The organism is Pseudomonas sp. JV414 (assembly GCF_032424305.1).
GTDB lineage: Bacteria > Pseudomonadota > Gammaproteobacteria > Pseudomonadales > Pseudomonadaceae > Aquipseudomonas > Aquipseudomonas lini.
The window spans coordinates 427,643-450,952 of the sequence record NZ_VYKC01000022.1 but is presented as its reverse complement, the minus strand read 5'-3'; the positions used below and the strand labels follow the sequence as shown (position 1 = coordinate 450,952).

Annotated in this window: 25 protein-coding genes and 1 tRNA gene; 15 read left to right on the top strand and 11 right to left on the bottom strand. The window is 57.9% G+C overall.

Annotated features, from left to right (window positions below; genetic code table 11):
* The first annotated feature begins 69 nt into the window (after nt 1-69).
* Nucleotides 70-270, top strand: a complete 201-nt coding sequence (locus F6R97_RS26035; protein WP_007905992.1) for a hypothetical protein — start codon at nt 70-72, stop codon at nt 268-270.
* Here F6R97_RS26035 and F6R97_RS26030 read toward each other — a convergent pair.
* The gene (locus F6R97_RS26030) at nt 267-497 is read right to left on the bottom strand and encodes a hypothetical protein (protein WP_008007186.1); all 231 of its coding nucleotides are present in this window, start codon (nt 495-497) and stop codon (nt 267-269) included. The genes F6R97_RS26035 and F6R97_RS26030 overlap by 4 nt on opposite strands.
* 225 nt (nt 498-722) lie before the next feature.
* On the opposite strand from F6R97_RS26030, the gene F6R97_RS26025 reads away from it, so the two are divergent.
* Nucleotides 723-798 (top strand) — tRNA-Asn (locus F6R97_RS26025).
* A 166-nt stretch (nt 799-964) separates the two neighbouring features.
* On the opposite strand, the gene F6R97_RS26020 is transcribed toward F6R97_RS26025, so the two are convergent.
* Nucleotides 965-2,482, bottom strand: a complete 1,518-nt coding sequence (locus tag F6R97_RS26020; RefSeq protein WP_048395157.1) for a nucleobase:cation symporter-2 family protein — start codon at nt 2,480-2,482, stop codon at nt 965-967.
* 253 nt (nt 2,483-2,735) lie between these two features.
* On the opposite strand from F6R97_RS26020, the gene F6R97_RS26015 reads away from it, so the two are divergent.
* On the top strand, nt 2,736-3,017 hold the full coding sequence (locus F6R97_RS26015; protein ID WP_048395159.1) for a BrnT family toxin: 282 nt from the start codon (nt 2,736-2,738) through the stop codon (nt 3,015-3,017).
* Between the two features lie 3 nt (nt 3,018-3,020).
* A complete protein-coding gene (locus tag F6R97_RS26010) occupies nt 3,021-3,365 on the top strand; it encodes a BrnA antitoxin family protein (RefSeq protein WP_038980063.1) in 345 nt (114 codons plus the stop codon).
* Nucleotides 3,366-3,426: 61 nt separating this feature from the next.
* On the opposite strand, the gene F6R97_RS26005 is transcribed toward F6R97_RS26010, so the two are convergent.
* The 3 genes from F6R97_RS26005 to F6R97_RS25995 all read right to left on the bottom strand — a co-directional run bounded on the left by F6R97_RS26005 (nt 3,427) and on the right by F6R97_RS25995 (nt 7,845).
* Nucleotides 3,427-4,266: an arylamine N-acetyltransferase gene (locus F6R97_RS26005; RefSeq protein ID WP_315867318.1), complete on the bottom strand. Its 840-nt coding sequence runs from the start codon at nt 4,264-4,266 to the stop codon at nt 3,427-3,429.
* Between the two features lie 113 nt (nt 4,267-4,379).
* Nucleotides 4,380-5,174 (bottom strand): exodeoxyribonuclease III, encoded by a 795-nt coding sequence (xth, locus tag F6R97_RS26000; protein WP_038980061.1) that lies wholly within the window; start codon nt 5,172-5,174, stop codon nt 4,380-4,382.
* An 85-nt stretch (nt 5,175-5,259) separates the two neighbouring features.
* Entirely contained in the window at nt 5,260-7,845 is a 2,586-nt protein-coding gene (locus F6R97_RS25995; RefSeq protein ID WP_315867317.1) for an EAL domain-containing protein, read from the bottom strand.
* Nucleotides 7,846-8,101: 256 nt separating this feature from the next.
* On the opposite strand from F6R97_RS25995, the gene F6R97_RS25990 reads away from it, so the two are divergent.
* Nucleotides 8,102-8,425 carry a hypothetical protein gene (locus tag F6R97_RS25990; RefSeq protein ID WP_409999810.1) on the top strand — a complete coding sequence of 108 codons (324 nt, stop codon included), beginning with the start codon at nt 8,102-8,104 and terminating at the stop codon, nt 8,423-8,425.
* Nucleotides 8,426-8,532: 107 nt separating this feature from the next.
* On the opposite strand, the gene F6R97_RS25985 is transcribed toward F6R97_RS25990, so the two are convergent.
* Entirely contained in the window at nt 8,533-10,104 is a 1,572-nt protein-coding gene (locus tag F6R97_RS25985) for a sensor domain-containing diguanylate cyclase (protein WP_038980058.1), read from the bottom strand.
* Between the two features lie 232 nt (nt 10,105-10,336).
* Here F6R97_RS25985 and F6R97_RS25980 point away from each other — a divergent pair, with 232 nt between their 5' ends.
* Nucleotides 10,337-10,990: an HAD family hydrolase gene (locus tag F6R97_RS25980; RefSeq protein ID WP_038980057.1), complete on the top strand. Its 654-nt coding sequence runs from the start codon at nt 10,337-10,339 to the stop codon at nt 10,988-10,990.
* 190 nt (nt 10,991-11,180) lie between these two features.
* On the opposite strand, the gene F6R97_RS25975 is transcribed toward F6R97_RS25980, so the two are convergent.
* Entirely contained in the window at nt 11,181-11,846 is a 666-nt protein-coding gene (locus F6R97_RS25975) for a ribonuclease T2 (RefSeq protein ID WP_038980056.1), read from the bottom strand.
* A 144-nt stretch (nt 11,847-11,990) separates the two neighbouring features.
* On the opposite strand from F6R97_RS25975, the gene F6R97_RS25970 reads away from it, so the two are divergent.
* Nucleotides 11,991-12,476: a hypothetical protein gene (locus F6R97_RS25970; RefSeq protein WP_038980055.1), complete on the top strand. Its 486-nt coding sequence runs from the start codon at nt 11,991-11,993 to the stop codon at nt 12,474-12,476.
* 4 nt (nt 12,477-12,480) lie between these two features.
* On the opposite strand, the gene F6R97_RS25965 is transcribed toward F6R97_RS25970, so the two are convergent.
* On the bottom strand, nt 12,481-14,232 hold the full coding sequence (locus tag F6R97_RS25965; RefSeq protein ID WP_038980054.1) for a murein L,D-transpeptidase: 1,752 nt from the start codon (nt 14,230-14,232) through the stop codon (nt 12,481-12,483).
* Between the two features lie 81 nt (nt 14,233-14,313).
* Between F6R97_RS25965 and F6R97_RS25960 the strand changes: the two genes are divergently transcribed.
* The 7 genes from F6R97_RS25960 to F6R97_RS25930 all read left to right on the top strand — a co-directional run bounded on the left by F6R97_RS25960 (nt 14,314) and on the right by F6R97_RS25930 (nt 20,574).
* Nucleotides 14,314-15,018 carry a murein L,D-transpeptidase catalytic domain family protein gene (locus F6R97_RS25960; RefSeq protein WP_038980053.1) on the top strand — a complete coding sequence of 235 codons (705 nt, stop codon included), beginning with the start codon at nt 14,314-14,316 and terminating at the stop codon, nt 15,016-15,018.
* Between the two features lie 144 nt (nt 15,019-15,162).
* Nucleotides 15,163-16,854, top strand: a complete 1,692-nt coding sequence (locus tag F6R97_RS25955) for a copper resistance system multicopper oxidase (RefSeq protein WP_050682449.1) — start codon at nt 15,163-15,165, stop codon at nt 16,852-16,854.
* A 10-nt stretch (nt 16,855-16,864) separates the two neighbouring features.
* A complete protein-coding gene (locus F6R97_RS25950; protein ID WP_315867316.1) occupies nt 16,865-17,779 on the top strand; it encodes a copper resistance protein B in 915 nt (304 codons plus the stop codon).
* Between the two features lie 55 nt (nt 17,780-17,834).
* Nucleotides 17,835-18,206, top strand: coding sequence for a copper homeostasis periplasmic binding protein CopC (gene copC / locus F6R97_RS25945; RefSeq protein WP_038980050.1), 372 nt, complete (start codon nt 17,835-17,837; stop codon nt 18,204-18,206).
* A gap of 3 nt (nt 18,207-18,209) precedes the next feature.
* A complete protein-coding gene (copD, locus tag F6R97_RS25940; protein ID WP_315867315.1) occupies nt 18,210-19,133 on the top strand; it encodes a copper homeostasis membrane protein CopD in 924 nt (307 codons plus the stop codon).
* A gap of 153 nt (nt 19,134-19,286) precedes the next feature.
* Complete coding sequence (locus tag F6R97_RS25935) at nt 19,287-19,628, top strand: hypothetical protein (RefSeq protein WP_315867314.1); 342 nt, start codon at nt 19,287-19,289, stop codon at nt 19,626-19,628.
* A 154-nt stretch (nt 19,629-19,782) separates the two neighbouring features.
* Complete coding sequence (locus tag F6R97_RS25930) at nt 19,783-20,574, top strand: transporter substrate-binding domain-containing protein (protein ID WP_315867313.1); 792 nt, start codon at nt 19,783-19,785, stop codon at nt 20,572-20,574.
* A gap of 132 nt (nt 20,575-20,706) precedes the next feature.
* On the opposite strand, the gene F6R97_RS25925 is transcribed toward F6R97_RS25930, so the two are convergent.
* The 3 genes from F6R97_RS25925 to F6R97_RS25915 form a co-directional block, all read right to left on the bottom strand.
* Nucleotides 20,707-20,904, bottom strand: coding sequence for a hypothetical protein (locus F6R97_RS25925; RefSeq protein WP_038980046.1), 198 nt, complete (start codon nt 20,902-20,904; stop codon nt 20,707-20,709).
* A 155-nt stretch (nt 20,905-21,059) separates the two neighbouring features.
* A complete protein-coding gene (locus F6R97_RS25920; RefSeq protein WP_315867312.1) occupies nt 21,060-21,515 on the bottom strand; it encodes a type VI secretion system amidase immunity protein Tai4 in 456 nt (151 codons plus the stop codon).
* Nucleotides 21,515-22,015 (bottom strand): type VI secretion system amidase effector protein Tae4, encoded by a 501-nt coding sequence (locus F6R97_RS25915; RefSeq protein ID WP_258621202.1) that lies wholly within the window; start codon nt 22,013-22,015, stop codon nt 21,515-21,517. Before F6R97_RS25915 ends, F6R97_RS25920 begins: the two co-directional genes overlap by 1 nt.
* Nucleotides 22,016-22,801: 786 nt before the next feature.
* Here F6R97_RS25915 and F6R97_RS25910 point away from each other — a divergent pair.
* Nucleotides 22,802-23,164 (top strand): DUF6124 family protein, encoded by a 363-nt coding sequence (locus tag F6R97_RS25910; protein WP_315867311.1) that lies wholly within the window; start codon nt 22,802-22,804, stop codon nt 23,162-23,164.
* The last annotated feature ends 146 nt before the right edge of the window (nt 23,165-23,310 follow it).

Here is a 23,310-nt window from a genome sequence, read left to right as displayed (position 1 = left end):
CCCGCCGCCTTCGCGAGCAAGCCCGCTCCCACAGGTTATGAGTACACCCGAGAATTCTTGAGAACCCACATGAAAAACGATGACCTACGCGCCGACCGCGACGAGCTGGACCACTTCGTGCCCCGCTCCTCGGCCAAACGCGGTAATAACCTGGTGCTGCAAGTGGCTGCGGGCGTGTTCCTTGGCGGCCTGGCGTTGTGGCTGGTGCAACTGACCGCCACGATGCTGTACGCCAAACTGATGCTGGGCACCATTACCTTCGGCGGTTAAGCCAATTCGGTCGCACGTTGGCTGGCCGCGTCGTCATAGGCCACATAAAGCGACTCGGCCACCTGGCTTTTGATCGCCTTGGTGCTTTCCAGGCCCAGTACAAAACCTTCGGCCTTGCCGCCCGCACGGTTCAATTCGTCAGCGGTGCTGGCCTGAGTGATGGCGTCGAACAGTTTCTCGGCGTGCGGGCCAACGCCTTTGGGCAGGCTGATCTGAGCGATGCTCATGCGAACACCTCGCTGTTTTGAGGTGTGAGGGTTAGGTGATTCATGGCGCATACCTTTTCGGCTGAGGGCCGGCAGCGCGTGTCACCACTTCCGGGCGACCATGGTAGACCTCTACCGCGATTCTGGTAACCGCCAATGGCCGATAACCCCCTCTGATCCGATGAAAACATCAAACTGCCAACAGAGGCTTGACTTCTCTTTTTGAATCAGTAACATAGACGCCATTCCGCGATAGCTCAGTTGGTAGAGCAAGTGACTGTTAATCACTGGGTCCCTGGTTCGAGTCCAGGTCGTGGAGCCAGACAGCAAAATCGAAAAGCCCCTGAATCGAAAGATTCAGGGGCTTTTTTGTGCTCGCTATAAAGTCAAAAGATCGCAGCCTGCGGCAACTCCGGGGATCGCATCGCACACGAATCCCCGCAGGCTGCGATCTTTTGATCTACCTGCCTTTTTATCGGGTACCGCCGTCAGACATGCTCACTGCTTTTCGCATGCACCGCTCGCGGCTCTGCATGCCCATGCTCTGCCTCCACCACCGGAATCTCATTCCCGTCGCAGTCACGCAGCTTGCCTTCGCTGAAGTAATCCCCTTCCCGCAATGCCGCCAGATCCTGATAACGCAAGACCCGCTCGGTACCGGCCGCAAACACCGATTGTTGATCCGAGTTGCCGGCGGTGAGGTGGTTGAAGGCCAGGTTCAGAACGATGGCCATGATCGCCGAAGAGCTGATGCCCGAGTGGAAGATCGTCGCGAACCAGCTAGGGAAGTGGTCGTAGAAGTTCGGTGCAGCGATGGGGATCATGCCGAAACCGATGGAGGTGGCGACGATGATCAGGTTGACGTTGTTGCGGTAGTCGACCTTGGACAGCGTCCGAATGCCGCTGGCCGCCACGGTGCCGAACAGCACGATGCCGGCGCCACCGAGCACGGAGGTTGGTACGGCGGCGATGACCCGACCCATGAATGGCAGCAATCCGAGTACCACCAGGAACACACCGCCAGTGGCCACCACGAAACGGCTCTTGATCCCGGTTACCGCCACCAGCCCGACGTTCTGGGCGAAGGCGCTCTGGGTGAAGGAGCCGAAGATCGGCGCGATCATGCTCGACAGCATGTCGGCGCGCAGGCCGTTGCCCAGGCGTTTGGAGTCGACTTTGGTGTCAATGATTTCACCGACGGCCAGAATGTCGGCGGAGGTTTCCACCAGGGTCACCATGATCACAATGCACATCGACAGGATCGCGGCGAAGTGGAAGGTCGGCATGCCGAAATGGAACGGTGCCGGGAAGCCGAACATCGGGCCTTGGGTGACGGACGAGAAATCCGCCATGCCGAGGAACACGGCGATAACTGTGCCGATGACCATGGCCAAGAGGATCGACAAACGGGAGATAGTTGCACTGCCGATCTTGCTGAGTAGCAGCACCAGCACCAACGTCACCGCCGCCAGGCCGATGTTCGCCATGCTGCCGAAGTCCGGAGCATGGCTGTTGCCGCCCATGGCCCAGCGTGCGGCCACCGGCATCAGCGTCAGGCCGATAGTGGTGATCACAATGCCCGTCACCAGCGGCGGAAAGAACTTGGTGATTCGCGAGAACACCGGCGTGATCAGCAAGCCGATCAGCGACGCGGCAATCACCGCCCCGAGAATTGACTGAAAGCCGCCCTCCCCACCACTGCTGACAATCGCCACCATGGTCGCAACGCCGGAGAAAGACACACCCTGCACCAGCGGCAACTGACAACCGAAAAACGGTAAACCCAGGGTCTGCAGCAATGTCGCCAGCCCCCCTGCGAACAATGAAGCAGCAATCAACAAACCGATGTCCGCCGGCGAAAGCCCGGCAGCCTGACCGATGATCAAAGGCACCGCGACGATACCGCCGTACATGGTCAGAACGTGTTGCAGGCCATAAGCCATATTCGCGCCGATCCCGAGATTCTCATCCTCGGGCCGTTGTTGTGAAACATGGGGCGTTTTCATGGTTGGGGGGTTCCCTGGTTTTTGTTGTGCGCACACTGTATTCAATAGTCGGGACAAATGTCTATAGAGTTGTATACAACTAACCGGTCAGATTATGGACAGATGTTCACACCGCCCTTTAGCCGCAGAGCCCCCAGCCTAAAAACTCTTGAAATACATCCTTCCTCCCCTTTCCCTCCCCACCGCTAATCTTTTGCTTTCCAAGCGACCGCCGGCACGGCCGCCTCTCGCTTATACATATAAAGTATGCATAATGAAGTCATTCGAAATTCAGTACCACAAGGCAAAGAACGCGGCCAACAAACTAAAGCATCAAGGCATCAGCCTCGCCGACACAGAACCGGTGTTTTATGACGAACGAGCCCTGACGCTTCAGGACAACCACCATGATGAGCCGCGATGGATCATCGTCGGGCTGGATGCCAAAGGTCGACTGCTGGTCGTTGCATACACCTACCGCGACCCGAATTTCGTGCGAATCATTTCCGCGCGCATCGCCACCAAAAACGAGCGTCGCCACTATATGGAGGCTTGACCGATGAAAGATGAATACGACTTCAGCAACGCCAAGCGTGGAGCGGTTGCCTCCAGCAAAGGCAAGACCCGAATCACCATCATGCTCGATGATGTCGTCATAGAGGCCGCGCGTGCGTCGGCAGAAAGCGAGGGGTATGGCTATCAGACGGTAATCAACAATACCCTGCGCCAGGCATTGCTCAGCGATAAAGGCAAAACGGCGAAGCCCGATCAGAACCCTGCCGTTGCAAATGTCGGGCATCTCAAAAAAGGAATAACGGCCTCCGAGCTGAAAAGCCTGGAGAAAAAATTGTCAGAGGCCCTCAGCGAAATCCATCACGTGATGGAGCTTGAAGTTCGTTCCTAGACACAACACCGACCAAAAGAAAAAGGGGCGAATTGATTAAATCCGCCCCATTGCATGACGCTCAACTTACCTGCGACACAGGCTCAATCAACCGCTCCAGCACCCGTTTCAACACTTCCGGCGCTGGCACTCGAATCCCGAATTCACTTTCCAGTAACCCGATCAACTCATCCACATCCGCCACCTGCCGCCGTTCGCTGTCACTGCCCATGCAATGAATGGCAAAACTGCCGTTATTCAATGTGCGTCGCCATCCCTCCCCCGTCCGCGCCACCATCAGTTGTTTCACGAAGGACGATTCGGGATAGGTCGATACGTACCAGTTGCCGAGGGTGTAATCGATGTCTTCCTGACGCTGCAGATCGAAGATGTACATCGCCCGCCATTCACCGCCGACGTTGGCGCGCAGGGTGTAGCCGTCGGCATGCGGTTCAATGCGATAGGGTTCGTGGGGCGTGAACTGCTCGACTTCGGTATCCAGCATCAGCGGTGCGGTGGGCACCATGCCGCCGAAGCCGACGTCGGTGATGTAGCGCACGCCATCCAGGGTCACCAGGCTCAAGCGGTGCGTCCGTGCGGTCCACGCGCTTTCGGGCTGGCCCATGACCACGCGACCGGTGATACCACGTGCGTCGAAGCCCAATGTCTGAAGCAAGGCCAGGAACAGGTTGTTGAGTTCGTAGCAGTAGCCACCACGACCGTCGTGGAGGACTTTCTGCTCTATGGACGGCAGATCGATGAGCACCGGTTCGCCTAATAACGTGGTGAGGTTTTCGAACGGAAAGGCACCCGTGTGGCGCAGTTGCAGTTGTCGCAGGGTTTCCAGGGTCGGTGCCGGGGGCGTATCGAAGCCCAGGCGCTGCAGGTACAGCGCAAGATTTTTCAGTCGTGTCTCGCTCATCGCTCAATCCTTTATGCAGAGGTCCGCGGATCGCTCCGCCGATGGGCGCCATGTATAAGGGAAAACACGGTCGGACTGACAATTGATTTAGCCAATCGCCGCACACGCCAAGACTATCGACGCTTGCGCGAACCCAATCGAATCCATGTCGGTGCATGATCGCTGGCATGAGGTTCGTTGCGAACCCAGGCATCGACGCCGGCCTCTTGCAGGTAAGGACTCAGTGCCGGATTGAGCAGCAGATGATCGATGCGCAACCCCGAGTTTTTCTGCCAGTGCTGACGGAAATAATCCCAGAAGGTGTAGATCCGCTCCTCTGGATACAGATGACGCAGGGAGTCGGTCCAACCCTGATCCAGCAACCGCTGATAACACGCGCGACTCTCGGGTTGCAGCAGCGCGTCCTTGAGCCAGGAGCGCGGGTTGTAGATGTCCAGATCGGTGGGCACCACGTTGTAATCGCCGGCCAGCACCACCGGATGGTCGCTGCACTGCAAGTCCTTGGCGTGCGAGATCAGGCGTTCGAACCACGCCAGTTTGTAATCGAACTTTGGTCCCGGCTGCGGATTGCCATTGGGCAGGTACAGACAACCCACTAGAACCCCGTGCACGGCAGCTTCCACGTAGCGGCTATGGGTATCGCTGTCATCACCCGGCAAACCGCGTCGGCTCTCCAATGGTTGCGCACCGCGCGCCAGAATCGCCACCCCGTTCCACGACACCTGGCCGTGCCAGACGGCGCCATACCCGGCCGCCTCCAGCTCGGCGACGGGGAATGCGCCGTCAACCGATTTGAGTTCTTGCAAACAGGCGATGTCTGGCTGCTCCCGCGCAAGCCAAGCCAGTAGATTCGGCAAGCGGGCGCGCATGCCGTTGACGTTGAAGGTGGCGATTTTCAGGTTCTTCATGATCCGACGCTCGCAACGGATTGGGCGGTATCCAGTTGTGACCGGGGTGCGCCACGGCAGTTGCCGTGGCGCACGAAACAGGCGACTAAAGGTGCGTGCCCTGCGGCGGAAAATCATCCCTTGATGCCTTGAGCAACGGCAGCAGAGCATACTTGTCCACCGGCCGACTGAGGTAGAACCCCTGCACTTCATGGCACTGGTCCGAGATCAGGAAGTCCAGTTGCTCCAGTGTCTCGACGCCCTCTGCGGTGACGGTCAGGCCCATGGCCTTGCCCAGGTTGATGATCGCCTGCACCACGGCGCGATCGTTGCTGCCATTGCTCATGGACGCAATGAAGCGCTTGTCGATCTTGATCCCGTCGAACGGGTACGTGCGCAGGTAACCCAGCGAAGAATAACCGGTGCCGAAGTCGTCCATGTTCAGTCGTACGCCCAACTCCTTGAGCGCATTCATGGTCGCCAAGGCGCCATCGACGTCGATGAGCATCACGTTTTCCGTGATCTCCAGTTCCAGTCGACTGGCGGGCAATCGGCTCTGGATCAACGCCTCCCGGACATCCTCAATCACATCGCTACGGGCAAACTGCACCGGCGACAAGTTGACCGACACCATCATCGCGCCCGGCCAGGTCAGGGCCGTCTCGCACGCCTCGCGCAACACCCAGCGCCCTAATGGCACGATCAGATCGGTCTGCTCGGCCAATGGAATAAACGCGTCGGGGTTCAACAAGCCTTGCACCGGATGCTGCCAGCGCAGCAGCGCTTCGACCGAGACGATCTGCTTGCCATCGACGTGATAACGCGGCTGGTAATGCATCACGAATTCGTTGTTCTTGATCGCCTGACGCAGGTCGCTTTCCAGTTGTCGGCGGTGCTGGATCTGATCGTTCATGTGCGCCGCAAAGTAGCACCAGGTCTTCTTGCCATTGGACTTGGCCTGATACAACGCGATATCGGCACAGCGAATCAGCTCCTCCGGAAGATGCCCCTGGCGCCGACTCAGGGCGATACCGATGCTCGCACCGATGTGCAGCGTGTGATGATCGTAATTAATCGGTTGATGCAGGCTGTCGAGCAAGCGCTCGCAGAACCGGTCGATTTCTGCGTGGCTGTCCATGCCGTGGAGCACCAGCACGAACTCGTCGCCACCCAATCGGGCAACCAGATCGATGTCCCGCGTACACTCGCGCAAACGGATCGCCACTTCCAGCAATACCGCATCGCCGGCCGGGTGGCCGAGGGAATCGTTGATCGGCTTGAAGTTATCCAGGTCGATCATCAACAACGTCAACGCCGCCGATTGCTCTTTCAGTGCCAGCGCGTCTTCAAGGTAGCGTGCCAGCTTGTTGCGGTTCGGCAAGCCAGTCAGTGCGTCGTGCAGCGACAGATGCTGGATCTGCGCATGGGCGGCGACTTCATCGGTGATGTCGCTGGCCGTCCCGCGAAAACCCAGTACCGCGCCCTTGCGCTGGATCGGTCGCGCCGACACCCGGCACACCCGTTGTTGCCCCGACTGATCGCGGTAAGAGCAGCGCAAGTGGCTGACGGCTTGCTCTTCATCAAGTTTGTTCAGCCATAGCGACAAGGGCGTTGTGTCGCAGTTGAGCAGTTGCCCGATGTTCTGCCCCAACCATTGCTGATCGGAAAATCCGGTGACGGTGCTGAAGCGCCCCGACAGATAGGTGATGCAATGTTGGTCGTCGATTTCCCAGATCCAGTCGGACGCGGCCTCGGCCACTGCACGAAAACGCTCTTCACTGGCCTCCAGCGCCTGGTTCGACAAGTCGAGACTGGTGTAACTGGCGTCCACATGCCCGGACGTGCGCAGGACATATCGAAAAAAGTACGCCGTCAACAACGCCAGAATCAACAGCGCTCCACCCAGGGGCGGCAGCAGCGACCAGAGCAATTGGTGACCCGGCCGCTCAAGTCGGGAGACCAGGCTGTAACCGGTGCCGGTCAGAGCCACAGCTGGCTGACCAGGAACAATGCCGTCGTCGGCCGTCAGGCTCAAATCATTCAACCCGTAATCGGCACTCAAGGTATTGAGCTTTTCAGGGTTCAATTGATCGACATATATCAGCACTGAGGTGCTCTTGGGATCGACCGCCGGGCGTTCGTCATTGGGCACGATCGCGGCCGCCGTCAACAACGCCGGTTTGCCTTCGAACAAGGTGTACCGGCTGACAGGCTCGATGAGGCTCTCCTGGCTCTGAACCTCCTCTATGAGGCTCGCCATCGACGTCGACAGATAGGCCGTCGCTTCGCCCTGCACCTGAAGCCCGCGCACTATGGCGTATTTGGTTCGCTGACGATCGATCACGAAAACGCCATCGTAATGATCGATAGTGAACAGGGTTTTACCCACGTTCTGATCGACGTAGGCCCACTGCACATCGACCTTGTCGTTCAGATGGTCGTAGGCGGTCGTCCAGTTGGCGTAACTGGCAATGTAGTTTTTCGAGGCGGTGATGCGGTTCTCAAGTGCGCGTTGCGTGTAGAACGTGGTTTTGCTCAGATCCTGAGCATCGAGCCGTGCGGCAATGCTGAACAGGGCCATCAGCGCGATCAACACCCCAACTACAAACAGCAGGCCGATGACGAACATCAGGTTGCGGGTAATCGGTGTATGACGCGCAGGTGCAGCGGTGGTAATGGCGGTCAAATCCATGCACTTGTTTCCTGTCAATCGATCGCCTTATCGGGTGAGGCCGGCGGGGTCTGGTCTGTCGTCATGACAGCCAGGCTCTCCACTGACCATAGCAGCCATGCTCGGTCATCGCCCCTGAATAACGCAAGTCATTGCCGCACTTGAAGAACCCAGGCTCCGTGCCATCCCGCCCCACCACTTGTCATCCAACCGGCACCAACCGCCTCGCCACCGCACCAATATCAGATAACGGCTCATTTTGTGGATACGTACCCTGATGAACATCAGAATCACCTCACTGTTATTGGCCGGGCTGTTGGCCGGGGCATCTGCCAACATTTTTGCGGCGTCCGGAGATGGCGCGGACGCCACCGGCACCACGTCCGGCGGCATCAGCAGCTCGACGATGCCACCCGACACCCTCCCCGGCTCGCCTGCGGGCGGGACAAGTTCGGACACCCATGGAAGCAGCGGCACGGGCACCGATGGCGGGGCCAGCGGCTCCGGTTCGGGTGCTGGAGGCGGAACGGGGTCTGCCGGAGGTGGCACTGGCGGTGCTGGCGGTGGGACGGGTAGTTCGACGCATAAAAGCAATCCATGACACCAATATCGGACCTGTAGGAGCCAGGCTTGCCGGCGAAGGTACTCTCAAGGACGCCTTCGCCGGCAAGCCTGGCTCCTACAGGTTGCCCCCCATGGAGGAAAGTTTCAGCGGTCCGAGCGCATCAGTGCCTCGACGCCCCCCTCCATGGACAGCACCGCCGAACGATTTCGCCCCGAATGCTTGGCCTGGTACAACGCCGCATCCGCGCGCTTGATCAACATTTCGGTGCTGTCGTGCCCTGTCGGCACAAACGAATAACAGCCAAGGCTGACCGTCACGTAGCCCGTGGGTGAGCCGCTGTGGATGATGTTCTTGTCCATGACGCTGCGGCGGATCTGCTCGGCGATCGTCAGCGCACCATGAACGTCGGTGTCCGGCAGCAACACCGCGAACTCTTCACCGCCGTAGCGCACCGCCAGATCGGCATTGCGGTGACAGCAACTCTTCAATGCCCGCGCCACTTCGGCCAGGCAATGGTCCCCCGCCACATGACCGTAGGCGTCGTTATAGCGCTTGAAATAATCGATATCGAGCATGATCAGGCTCAGCGGACTCGACCGCCGGGCACCGCGCCCGAACTCGATCTCCAGCGCCCGCTCGAACAATCGACGGTTGGCCAACCCGGTCAGGCTGTCGTGGGTGGCGATCAATTCCAGGGTTTTCTGCGCCTCGCGCAAATCCGCCTCAATGCGCTCGCCCGCGCGCACCTGATGAATGAACATCCAACCGAACAACCCCACGCCAAGGACGACCAGAGCGACGATCACACTGGATCGAATCGCCGTGTCGTACCAGTCCTTGAAGATCGCGTCTTCGGAAGATGCCGCCGCGACCACCACGGGATAGGCATCGAGCTGACGGTAGCCATACAACCGGACGATGCCATCCACCACCGAGCCGATCATGGCGTTGCCCGATGTCGCACTGGGCAAGAGTGTTTGAAAAATCTCGCCCTGAGCCAATGACGTGCCGATCTGCGATTCCACAAACGGCCGTCGCGCCAGCAGTGTTCCATCGGCCAACGCCAAAAACATCGTGCCATTGTTATCGAGGCTGAAGCTTTTGAAGAACTGATCGAAGTACGACATCTTGATCCCGGCCAGCAACACGCCCTGGAAATTGCCGTCCTGATCGTTTACCCGCCTGGAAACCGGAATGATCCATTCGCCATTCTCCCGACTGCGAATCGCCGGGCCGATGTGTGCCTGGGACGATACGTTCTGCTGGTGAAACCTGAAATATTCGCGGTCCGCTACACCTGGGCCACGGGGCAGATTTTCGAACGACGTCACGACCCATTGCCCCCGCTTGTCGAACAGAAATATCCCGTGCAATTGATGCAACGCCTGCACCCGCCGCGCGAAGGTTTTCTGCAAGCGTGGCGTCTGGGCAACGTCGAAACCCTCAGCCTCAATCCAGTCCACCAGACTGGTCAGCACCAGATCGGCTTTCATGAACGTGTCTTCGGCCTGCTGCGCCATGGCCCGAGTCAGGTTCGATGATGACACCTCGGCCAACGCCAGGTCATGCCGACGCGACTGCTCCAGTTGCAGGTAAAGCAGCCCACAGAGGCAGAGGCACACCGCCGCAATAAACAGCACCGCGGCTTTGAGCAGGGGCAGCCGCTTCAAGGCACCCTCGGGCGCGTGGTGCGGATCGGGAATGGGGATAGGCAAAAGCGAGTCCTGAAAGGGTAAGGCATGGGCAAAGGCCCAAAACCCTTATTCTTTTTGAGCTTACTCTACGGGGTTGTGCGGGGCAATTGCGCCAGTTTTACAGAGACCAAGTACCCGCGCGAGTGAAATACAAAAACCGTCTCTGCTAGGATGAAAAACCTCAGGAGCCTATCGAACGCTTCGATATCGGCTGTCGCGCCTACCCCGGCCCGTTTACCCAAGGAGGAAAAACATGAGCGCTGCGCACCACTCTGCCCCCATTGACACCGTTGTGTTCGATCTCGGTAATGTCCTTATTCGCTGGAACCCCAGAAACCTTTACCGAAAGCTGTTCGGTGAAGACCTGGAGGCCATGGAAACTTTCCTGTCAGAGGTCTGCCATACCGCCTGGAACGAACAACAGGACCAAGGCAGAACCTGGCAGGAGGCGATTGAGGAAGCCATCGCCCGACATCCGTCCCAGGAGGCCTTGATTCGCGCCTACCGCGAGCGCTGGGTAGAAATGCTCGATGGCGCCATAGAAGAGACGGTGCACATCCTCGATGAACTGCATGCCAAAGGCGTGCGGTTATTGGCACTGACCAACTGGTCCGCCGAAACCTTTCCGATTGCCCTTGAACGCTTTGAGTTCTTGCAGCGATTCGAAGGCATTCTGGTATCGGGTGCCGAGGGGATTATCAAACCTTCGCCGGAGATTTTTCAGTTACTGCTATCGCGGTTTGACGTTGATAGCCGCCGCGCGGTGTTCATCGATGATCATGCGCCGAATATTGCGGGAGCACGCCGGACGGGATTTCATGCGGTTCAGTTCTTCAGCCCGGAACAATTGCGCGAGGAACTGGTGGCGCTTGGGCTGCCTGTAGAACAAAGTCAATCAGCGAAATAATGCCAGTTAAGATGTGGAACCTGTGGGAGCGGGCTTGCTCGCGAAAGCGGTGTCTCAGGCGACTTCAATGTTGACTGTGCCGCCGTCTTCGCGAGCAAGCCCGCTCCCGCAGGTTTACGCACCTTGACTGACTGGAATCGGCCCCTAAGGACGCCCCATTTTTTTCAGGACCGTACCGACAGCCAACCCATCACCGCGAAGGCGGAACCCGAATATCCCCCGCCCGGCATTGCGTCTTCACGCCCTTCCCGCACGCGCCGAACCCCAGGTCCTTGCCCATGCACACCCGTACTTCCGACAACTCCGGGCCATTGCAAATCACGGCAATGCCATTGGCTGGGATCCCGGGGTTGCTTTGGCGAAACATCTGCGCGATTTCCTGGGCTTCAAAGTAATACGAGCTGCTGAACGGTTGCAGCTTCTGCGGGATCTTGACCGCACCAAGCGCCTTGTCGGACGCGTCCAGGTAACCCATGGCACCGAGGCCGCTGCACGTGCCGTGCTTGGCCCATTCGTGATTGAGCAGCTTCTGGGTCGGGAACAAGGTCAGGCCCTTGGCGTTTTCCGCCGGCGACAAGGTCACCCTCGGTGGGCAAGACTCCGGCCAGCCACCCTTGGCGTATTGCGGCCAGAGACCGTGAAGCACGAAGCCGTAGCCTTTACCGGAGCATTGCGCATCGTCTTTGTGAGTCAGGCAGAAGGTCGGCGACCAAGAGAGCGTCAACAGGTAGTAATCGAACACCCCTGCAACCGATTCCGCCTGGACTTTACTGCTCTGGGTTTCGCGGGCGCTGCTCAGGCCGATGTTGCCGAAGGTCAGCGCGATCAACGCGACGATTGCGTAAAATTTCTTCATTACCCACTCCTTGGGATGATTGATTTGGCCGTAAAGGGCCGAAGAATGGTTTTGTCACGCGGGTGTTTCAATCGCATGACGCAAGGCAAAACCGCATGACCTTGAAGGAGCTACGATTAACTGACATCACGACAGGAAATCGAAATGAGTAAAGCAGACGAGCTCGCCGAGAAGCTGAAACAATCCCGGCAAACCAGTGCCGACGCGACCATCGCCGATCAGGCCATCGACAGCTGGCCTGCCCAGGTCTATGAGCTGTATCACCAGATCGAAACCTGGCTGCAGCCACTGATCGAAGTGGGCCTGAAGCTGCGACGCAATTCCACTCACGTTTTCGAGAGGGCTCCGGACGGGGCGAGTTACGATTACGCCATCGACCAACTGCTGATCGAAGGCAACCATCACAGCATCACCTTCGATCCTGTCGCTCGCTTCACCGCCGACGGTGCCGGACGAGTCGAAATACGCTCGGCAGACAAAGAACTCGCCCACCTATTGCGAACCGTGACCGAACACGGCGAAACGCAGTGGTGGCTGCGGGCGATCGAGCAATCCATACAACAACCGGATGCGGTAGCGCTGACGGAGCACAATCTGCTCTCAGTAGTACAAGAGGGGTTGGAACTCTAAGGGTCTACAACTTGCTCTGCCCTACCGCCATTGAGGGAGGCGCCGCTCGCCTCCCGTCCAGCGTTGGCCGCTCCGAAGGCAGATTCAGCGCCCGCAACACCGGCTTATCGTACCCATACACATCGGGCTTGAACGTCACTCGCCCATCAAGGCTCAGGTCCACCGTCCAATAAGCCAACAGCACCGGCACTTTCACCGGGAGCCTGATGTTCTGCGTCTTGCCGTTGGCTAACTGCTTTTGAATCCCTGCGCTGTCCCAGCGAACCGGGTCGTTGAACAACAGCTCCACCAACTGCAGCGGGTTTTCTACCCGAATACAGCCGGAACTGGTCGCGCGATTGGATTGCGCAAACAACTCGCGATGCGGTGTGTCGTGCAGGTAAATCGCATAGTCATTGGGAAAGCGAATGACCACCTGCCCCAACGAGTTATCCGACCCTGCATCCTGACGCAGCGTAAGGCCGCGCGGGTTGTCCCAATCCACGGTCAACGGGTCGAGCACGTTGCCTTCTCGATCGATCACACGAATCCGGTTTGCATCAAGATAGCCAGGGTTGTTGCGAATCTTCGGCAGCATATCCTTGACCAGAATGGTCGGCGGCACGGTCCAGGTCGGGTTGAACGTGACGTAGGTGATCTCCGATTGAAAAATTGGCGTGCTGCGATACGGTTTGCCCACCTGCACCCGGGAGCGCCATGTCAACTTGCCATCGCGATAGAACGAAACCTTGTACCCGGCGATGTCGACGATGACAAAGGTGCCCTGAAGTTTGTACAACAGCCACCGCGCCCGCTCCATGTTCACGCGGACCTGATCGATTCGTGCCTCGACCGGCACATTCAGCGCCGCGAGTGTCGCCGGACCCGCCACACCATCCGCCCCGAGGTATTGCTCGGTCTGATACTTCTTCACCGCCGCCATGACGGTGTCGTCGTAGTCGGAGCGCGCGTTCATTTTCGCGGTCAGATAACCACCCGCCACCAAACGGGCTCGCAACTGCGCGACCGAAGCGTCGTCCATGCCCGGCCTGAGCGTCTGCCCTCCTGGAATCTTTGGCCAGCCGCCACTGTCGCGAACCCTGCGCAATTGCGCCAGGCCCTGTCGCAACGTGCCATAAATCGCTTCTTGTGGCGGCGCCTGGGCGAACGCGCGCGCGACGTCATGGCTGTCGAGGGCGGCGAAGAAAAGATTGACGTCCTCCCGAGGGTCAATGCCGAGCGGGTCGAAATTCCAATGGATGTCCAGCCGCGAAGGGTCAACCTTGCCGCGCCGCAGTTGCAGCAGCGCTGTGATGAACGTCTGGGTCGCCGAGATATCAAAAGCTGCCTGCTGCCCGGGAGTTGGCGCAGTTGTCTGCATCGAGTTTCTGGCCGTGACCAGTTCGGCAATTCGAAAATCCTCGGGGTCCAGGCCATCAACCCCGGTCTCGCTCAGACTTTTCAACAACTGGACGACATCGTCATCGTCCGTCCAGGCAGCGCGATAGCCACGATGGCTATAAAAATCCAGCACTGCTCGGTTAACGTCGACCCGTTGATGACGCGGCGAGGTGAGCAATGGTGGAAAGGCCGAACTCAATGGTGCCAATGCCGCTTGAATCGCCTGACCAACGTAATCGCCAGGCGCTGCTTCCGCGACCACGCTAACGGGAGATGGCGGCTCAATCGGCGAAGTTTCCGCAATTGCCATGCCGCTTATCAGAAAGCCCATAAAAAATATGCGGCTTATGACGAATAACCTTGTTAACTGCCCCATGGATAATCCTTAATCTCCCGTTTTCAACCGGCTAGCGTCGTGCGCGCTGCTAGACTCGAAACAATCAGATGAGACTTGCGTATGGCCCTAGACCGCTTCGGCTTTTTAATGACGGCCCTGTTGCTGACCGCGTTTACCTTACCGGCAGCCTACGCCGATTCGCTTGAAGCCGCGCTGATCAAAGCGGCCCCCAATGCCAACGCCAAGGTAATTGCCCTGGCCGTACGCGCTTCCCAATGCAGCCGGGCCAAAAGTGCGGCTCCGGCTCAAAGACTAGCAGTGATCGATTATTCCCTGCCCTCGACCGCGCAGCGTCTTTGGGTGTTCGACCTTAAACAACGCAAATTGTTGTTCCATGAACTGGTCGCCCACGGTCGCAACAGCGGCGAAAACATGGCCCGTCAGTTCTCCAACCGTAATGCCAGCTTCGCCACCAGTCTGGGTTTGTACCGAACCCAGTCCAGCTATGTCGGGCAGAACGGCTATTCGTTGCGCATGGAAGGTCTGGAGCCGGGTTTCAACGACAACGCTTTCGAGCGGGCGATCGTTATTCATGGCGCGCCGTACGTCAGTCCTGACTTGGCGCGGGCGAATGGCCGGATCGGTAGAAGCCTGGGTTGCCCGGCGGTGAGGCCTGCGATTGCGCATCAGTTGATCGACTCGATGAAAGATGGGCAACTGTTGTTTTCTTACTATCCGGATCAACGCTGGTTGAAGTCTTCTTCGTATATCAATTGCGGTAACGCGACCGTGGCGGACTCGTCCAAGCCGAATAAAAGTCATTGAATACCGTGTGAAACTGTCAAAACTGTAATGTTGGCCTCAGCCTGCTGAAAGGCGCCGCCCGTTAGCCTCCTCTTATAGAAGTTCTCTTCCTCCGCTCAGGATGGACCTGAGGGCTTCACCAGATTGACGGACGGAAAAAACGGCATGCATTCCAACACCTCAAGACGCACCTTCGTGAAGGGCCTCGCCGCTGGCGGAGTCCTCGCTGGCCTCGGGCTGTGGCGCACGCCGGTCTGGGCGGTCACCAGCCCTGGCGAACCGAATGTGCTGGCCGGTACCGAGTTCGACCTGTTCATCGGCGAAACCCCGGTCAACATCACCGGCAACCCTCGAACGGCGATGACCATCAACGGTGGCATTCCCGGCCCCCTGCTGCGCTGGCGTGAAGGCGACACCGTCACGCTGCGGGTGAAGAACAAACTCAAGGACAGCACCTCGATTCACTGGCACGGCATCTTGCTGCCCGCCAACATGGACGGCGTGCCAGGCCTGAGCTTTCACGGCATCGAGCCGGACGGGATGTACGTCTACCAGTTCAAGGTCCGGCAGAACGGCACTTACTGGTACCACAGCCATTCCGGCTTTCAGGAACAGTCCGGGGTTTACGGGCCGTTGGTGATCGACGCCAAGGAACCGGAGCCGTTCCAGTACGACCGCGACTATGTAGTGATGCTCACCGACTGGACCGACGAAGACGCCGTCGGCCTGATGAAGACGCTGAAAAAGCAGTCCGATTACTACAACTACCACAAGCGCACCGTGGGCGATTTCATCCACGACGTCAGCGAGAAAGGCTGGGGCTCGACAGTCGCCGATCGCAAGATGTGGGCCGAGATGAAGATGAACCCCACCGATCTGGCGGACGTCAGCGGCACCACTTACACCTACTTGATGAACGGCCAGGCGCCGAACATGAACTGGACAGGCGTATTCCGCCCCGGAGAAAAACTGCGACTGCGTTTCATCAACGGCTCGTCGATGACCTACTTCGACGTGCGCATCCCCGGCCTGAAAATGACCGTGGTCGCGGCGGATGGCCAACACGTCAAACCGGTGAGCGTCGACGAATTCCGCATCGCGGTGGCGGAAACGTTCGATGTGATCGTCGAGCCGACCCAGGACGCCTACACCCTGTTCGCCCAGTCGATGGATCGAACGGGATTTGCCCGCGGCACCCTTGCGGCGAAGGCTGGGTTGTCGGCGCCGGTGCCACCGCTGGATCCGCGACCTCTGGTGACCATGGATGACATGGGCATGGGCGGGATGGATCACGGTGATATGGCGGGGATGGATCACAGCGCCATGGCCGGCATGCAGTCCCATCCCGACACGGAAAAAGACAACCCGCTGGTGGACATGCAAGCCATGACCACCTCGCCGAAACTCGACGACCCAGGCCTTGGCCTGCGCGACAACGGTCGCCGCGTGCTGACCTACTCAGACCTGCGCAGCACCTTCGAAGACCCTGACGGCCGCGAGCCCGGTCGCACCATCGAGTTGCACCTGACCGGCCACATGGAGAAGTTCGCCTGGTCGTTCGACGGCGTGAAATTCTCCGATGCCGAACCGCTGCGCCTCAAGTACGGCGAGCGAATCCGCATCGTCCTGGTCAACGATACGATGATGACTCACCCCATTCACCTGCACGGCATGTGGAGCGACCTCGAAGACGAGAACGGCCAGTTCATGGTGCGCAAACACACCATCGACATGCCGCCGGGATCGCGGCGCAGCTACCGGGTCACCGCCGATGCGCTCGGCCGCTGGGCCTATCACTGCCATCTCCTGTACCACATGGAAATGGGCATGTTCCGTGAAGTTCGCGTGGAAGAATGAGGCGCTACCCATGACCAGACTGATTCGCTCTACCCGCCTCGCTTTGGCGCTCGCTGGCTTTACGGTTTCTTCAGCCATGGCCGCTACCGATGACATGCAGGGCATGGACCATAGCCAGATGCCGGGCATGGATCACAGCCAAATGCAGAGCATGGACCACAGTCAAATGCAGAGCATGGACGACGGGCAGATGCAGCCCGCCGCGCCGACCCAAAGCCGCACGCCGATCCCGGCATTGACCGATGCCGACCGCGCCGCCGTCTACGTCAGCCCCTCCGGCCACGCCGTGCATGACACCGCGCTCAACCATTACTTCCTCGCCGACAAACTCGAATGGCAGGACGCCGACGACGGCAGCGCTCTGGCGTGGGATCTGTCCGGCTGGATCGGCGGCGACATCGATCGCCTGTGGCTGCGCTCCGAAGGCGAACGCGTCAATGGCAAAACCGAAGACGCGGAAGTTCAGGCCCTGTGGGGTCACGCCATCTCCCCGTGGTGGGACGTGGTGACCGGTGTTCGCCAGGATTTCAAACCCGGCGATCCGCAAACCTGGGCCGCGTTCGGCGTGCAAGGCATGGCGCTGTACAACTTCGAAGCCGAAGCCACGGCCTTCATCGGCGAAGGTGGCCAGACCGCCGCACGACTGGAAGGTGACTACGACATCCTGCTCACCAACCGGCTGATTTTGCAGCCGACCGCCGAGCTCAACGTCTACGGCAAAAACGACCCGCAACGGGGCATCGGCTCCGGGCTCTCCAACACCGAAGCCGGCCTGCGATTGCGCTATGAAATCCGCCGGGAATTCGCGCCCTACATCGGCGTGACCTGGAACCGCACCTACGGCAAAACCGCCGACTACGCCAGGGACGAAGGCGAGGACCGCAGCGAAGCCCGCCTCGTCGTCGGCGTTCGGTTGTGGTTCTAAACGCTTCAACTCAAAAACCTAAAAACCAACCGCTTAAAGCGGAAAGAGGCCTTGCATGCGCATGATTAAAACTACCGCTGTTGCCATTGGGCTGCTCATGAGCGCACTGGCTCAAGCCCACCCGAAGCTGCTCTCCTCCACCCCGGCGGAAGGCGCGGATGGCGCGGCGCCAAGCAAGATCGAACTGCACTTCTCCGAAAACCTCGTGACCCAATTCTCCGGCGCCAAACTGGTCATGACCGCAATGCCCGGCATGGCCCACTCGCCCATGCCGATGAAAGCCAAAGTCTCCGGCGGCAGTGACCCGAAAACCATGGTCATCACCCCGCTTTCGCCATTGCCCACCGGCAGCTACAAAGTCGAATGGCGCGCCGTGTCTTCGGACACTCACCCGATCACCGGCAACGTTACGTTCAAAGTGAAGTGATGGATGAGCGACTCGGTCAGCATTGCCCTGCGCTTTGCGTTGTATGTGGATTTGATGCTGTTGTTCGGGGTGGCGCTTTTTGGCTTGTACAGCCTTAAAGGGCAGGAACGGATGTCGGGCGCAGTGTTGCCGTTCCGGTCGATGTTGGCGGGGACGGCAGTGCTGGGTGCGCTGCTGTCCGTCGCGAGCATGGTGATGATGGTGAGCGCCATGAGCGGGGAATCGGACTTCGCTGCGCTGCGTCCGCATATCGAAATGATGGTGCTTGAAACGGACGTGGGGTTGGCGTGTGTGGTTCGCATCGTTGCGCTACTGACTGCCGGTTTGGCGGTGATGCTCCGTGCGCCTGGCTTCAGCTTGTGGGTCGTTGCTTTTGCCGGCGGTCTCGCCCTCTCCAGCCTGGCCTGGAACGGACATGGGGCGATGGATGAAGGCAGTCGTCGTTATTGGCATTTCGTGGTGGATATTCTGCACCTGCTGGCGGCTGGAGCCTGGCTTGGAGCGTTAGTAGCGTTTGCGTTGATGTCGAAAATTAATGCTCTGCAGACCGAAGCGCGCATCCGGTTGTTGGCCCGCGCGGTTAATCGATTTGAGGTGATTGGCGCGGTCATCGTGGTGCTCATCACGGTGACGGGAGTTGTGAATTATCTGTTCATCGTCGGGCCGAAGCTGGATGAAGTTTTTCTCAGCACTTATGGGGTTTTGCTGTTCATCAAAGTGGTGCTGTTTGCCGGCATGCTCGTGCTCGCCGCGTTGAACCGGTTTCACCTTGGGCCGTTTTTGGAGCGGTCGTTGCAGGACGGGCAATACACCACCGCCGCCAATGCGTTGCGGCGCAGTGTGGTGGTGGAATTGGTGGCGGCTGTGGTCATTATCGGGCTTGTGGCCTGGCTAGGAACGCTGAGCCCGGAAATGGGTGCGCTGTAGGGAATGAAAGCATCCGATGACCGGCCATAGCAGTCAGTGGACAGGATGAGGGGCCTTTACTAGCGTCTAACCACACCAGATTTCAAGCCAGAGGGTTCAACACCCAAGCGCCAAGGTGAAAAAGCGGCGCACTTATCGAAAAGGAGATCGAAAATGGCTGAAGTAATGAAGGTAGTGGATGTCGACTTAAAAATACTTAAATCAAGCCCACCGCAGCTACATATATCGGCAATTGGCCTTGTGAGTTCTGCTGGATGGACAAACCCGAGACTGGAGCCACGGGTTTATATTCAGTTCCCGCCTGACGGCATTCAAGACTTCGATTTTGTTGCTGATCCGCCCCAAGGAACTGTTATTCAGGTCGTCCTTCCCATCGACGCATCAAAACTTTGGAAAGAGCCGCCACTCGATAAACTCAAGGGAGTAAGAGTCCACTCTGCCAGCAACTCGATTGAAGCGCATCTTAAGAGTTCGAGGTCCTTGGCTTGTGGATAAACAACTAATGTGAAGGGATACGTGTTGGGCCTTGCCTGACACGTATCATGCGCTGATGTGAATGGGATATCGGGACAGTGGATGACAGTCGAGAAGCGCTTTCACTACACTGACTCCCGCTTGAACCCCACTCCATCACAAAAGCCCGATAACAATGAAAACCATAAAAAGCACAATGATGCTCTGTGGCCTGCTCGCGTTAGCCAGCGGCGTTCAGGCAGAGCAAAGCCCTTCCCATCTCGACACCGTCCTGCAACAAGGCCAACTGCGGGTTTGCACGACCGGCGACTACAAACCCTATACCTTCAAAGGTGAAGACGGCGAATACTCGGGGATCGACATCGCCATGGCCCGCTCGCTGGCCGACAGCCTGGGCGTGAAGGTTGAGTGGGTCCAGACCACCTGGAAAACCCTGATGCCCGACATGCTCGCGGGCAAATGCGACATCGGCGTCGGCGGCATCTCCGTCACGCTGGAACGCCAGAAAAAAGCCTTCTTCAGCACCACGCTGGACGTCGACGGCAAAATCCCGTTGGTGCGCTGCGAAAATCAGGCGCAATACCAGACCATCGAACAAATCAACCAACCTTCGGTTCGCCTGGTCGAACCGGCCGGCGGCACTAACGAAGCCTTCGTTCACGCCCTCTTGCCCAAGGCGCAATTGAAGCTTCACGACAACGTGACCATCTTCCAGGAACTGCTGGATAAGAAGGCTGACGTGATGATTACCGATGCTTCGGAAGCGCTGTATCAGCAGAAACTCAAACCGGGTTTGTGTGCGGTCAATCCGACCCAGTTCATGCAATACGGCGAGAAGGCTTATCTGTTGCCGCGTGATGACATTAGTTGGAAGTTGTATGTCGATCAGTGGTTGCACCTGGCCAAGGTGACGGGGAATTATCAGAAAGTTCTGGGTCAGTGGATAGCGGTGCCAGAGGCGAAATAACCCGCTGCTACTCATTCCATGTAGCAGCTGGCGAAGCCTGCGTCCGGCTGCGCAGCAGTCGCCAAAATCAGAACACGCGATGCATCAGGCAATTCACGCAACGGCGGAAACACCCCAGCCGTTGCGTCACCTTTAATCGTGCAGCAACCCTGAGCTGTATTCATTAAAGCTGTTTCCGATGGCACTCCCACCAAGGTTCAACTTGTTGGAGCTATGGCCATCAAACTGTTGGCAGGCTTCTGAAAAACAGGTGCTGGTGTTCACGCCCGAACAGGCGCTCAAGAGCAAAACACTGGAGATCATCACGACTTTGAAGAGGTTCAAGATCATTTTCAGTTCCCTGTGGGCTGGAAGCGTGGCGACACGATCTTAGGTCATCATCCTAGACCGAAAGCCCGTCAAACTTGATGAAGCATTGCTGAGCGACAGCGTTGATTCAGCTGCCATCATCGTTACGGCTACTCACTGTCAATCACGGTGCAGGGTCAATCCTTTTTGGGTCGTGGCAGGTTGTCCTGACGATAGGTATGCAGGGGATTGATGACCAATTGTTTGACCTGGCTGTCCAACTCTTTGCTGTGATACAGGTCCAGGCATTTGAGCAGCTCAAAGCGAACACCTTGACGCTCTGATTCGACCAGTGGATTGCGATAATCACGAGCCAGAAACTGGTCAACCAGAGGTCTACCGGCTTGAGGTGCTTGCTCCAGATCGAAATAGGTCCAGTCCATAAGCGCACTGGCACTGCTTCCGGCGTCCTGGGCGGCTTCAGGTTCGCTCTTGTAGGCTGTAGCGATGCAGTCTGCCAGCACCATATCCTTGTAATTTTGCGCGTAGGTGCGCCCGCCTGCCTGTGGCGAGTTGGTCGGATCATCCTTGGACCAACTGTTGGAAGGTGCGGCTGCCCAAGCCAGTACCAAGACCGCAATCAAATACTTCATCAAGACAAACTCCAGAAGTTTGCGCGGTCGGTTTGATAGTTCATACCCGGCTCATTGAAATAGCAGTGGTCATAACACATTCTGCCGTCAAACAAAGTGGCATGCCCCTGAGCGTCCGACCAGCCAGAAACTTCAAACAAAATAAGACCCTTCCTACCCGCCAGTGTGCCGCCATTTGCGGCCGGGTATCTGACCGTCTCGGCACTTCCCCATTGCTGTTCCAGATAGGCAATCAGGCTTTTGACGCGATAAAAGTACCAGCGCTTGTCAGCGCCAGACACGGTTTCGCCAACTATTCGCGGTATGAGTGAACCGGAGTAATTGAGGATATAACTCATACGCACCGCGCACGTGTTGACCCATCTTAAGGCCGGATCACGGCTGTTAATGTTCATTGCAACATTGCCGCCAATGACTGTCGCAACTTTTTCAGATGGATTGATGGTGTCGTAAATCCGTTGAGAAGCCGCCCACGCGCTAGAAAATGAGGGTCGAATCATGTTTCATCCTTGAGTTTAGGAAGCAGAAAATCTGCAGCAGTTTAATCCTTCATGCTTGAGGTGACATAGACCTGAATGATGGGTCATGAAGGTGTGTTGCCCAGAAGGCTCCAGAAGATGACGCAAATGGGCGATCTCTTCAGGTCGCCCATCTTCATTGCGGCGACTACACCTGCGCCTGCAGCGCCGCCCTATCACATCCATCAAATCGCAGCCGTCGCGCAGCGGAATCGCCAACACCCGCGCGAAGTCCTGCAACAGCAACGCATCACGACTGATGCCCTCGCCCACAGAAAGGGTGTCTAGCAGCTCCGTCACGGTGCTGATGCGATAACGTCCTACAGCTTATTCGGTACATGAACGCCACACTCACGACGGCTAACCATAAAAAAGACGTCAGACATTTCCTTGTTTTCTTCGAAGAAACTCGCTCGTTTAAATGGGTGTTTAAAGACACTCGCGGTTACTTCACAAAGGCTACAACGCCTTGCGTCGTTGCCTACGAGTGCGCCAGAATCCGCCGGCTTGTGCACCTTGGAGCTCATAGGTAACTTGATTCGCGTCACTGCTCATCAGTGATCGGGTTTAGTAGCCTGTGGCAATATTGGCTGCACGTGCATCTATCAGACAGGTATTTCCATATCTGGATTTGATGGTGGCTGTACGTAGGGCGCCCTCGGGCGCGCCGGCTTTGCTGATATTCCCCGGTCTACTAACCTGCGTACAGCTGCCACCCCTTTTCGTTTAGTAGCAAAAGGGTTGGCACTCAACTTAGGAATACAGCATATGTTCAAATTGACACCCAATCCGCCGGTCATAGACCCGGCATCCCCATACGAATCACTCGATTCAAAAAAGCTCCACGACGCCGCCGAACGCGCCCTCGATCACTACCTCAAGCCGGCCGCTCAGATCATGAAAACCCCGTATAAACCCAACACGATGTATCTCGTCAATCCAGAGTCCGACACCGAATCGCTGCTGGCCAACGCCAGCGAGACGCTGGGATCGGCCACGGTTATGCTCGGTGATTTTGCTGCGCTGCTGGAAGGGACACACCGCAAAACCCTGCTGGGCATCGCGCAAGTGGTCATGCTGGGTGAGCTGGCGGTGAACCAGGCGCTGGATAACGTCGAGCCATCTGAGTAATCAATGTTGCACATCGGCGTGGGGGAGGCGTGAGCCCTCCCGCGCCACGCCGCCTCTCCGTCGCCCCCATGATGGATTGGACCGACCTAATTAAAATTTACTTATATTTCAGCGTAATAAAAACTAAATTGTCCTTGCTGTAGCAA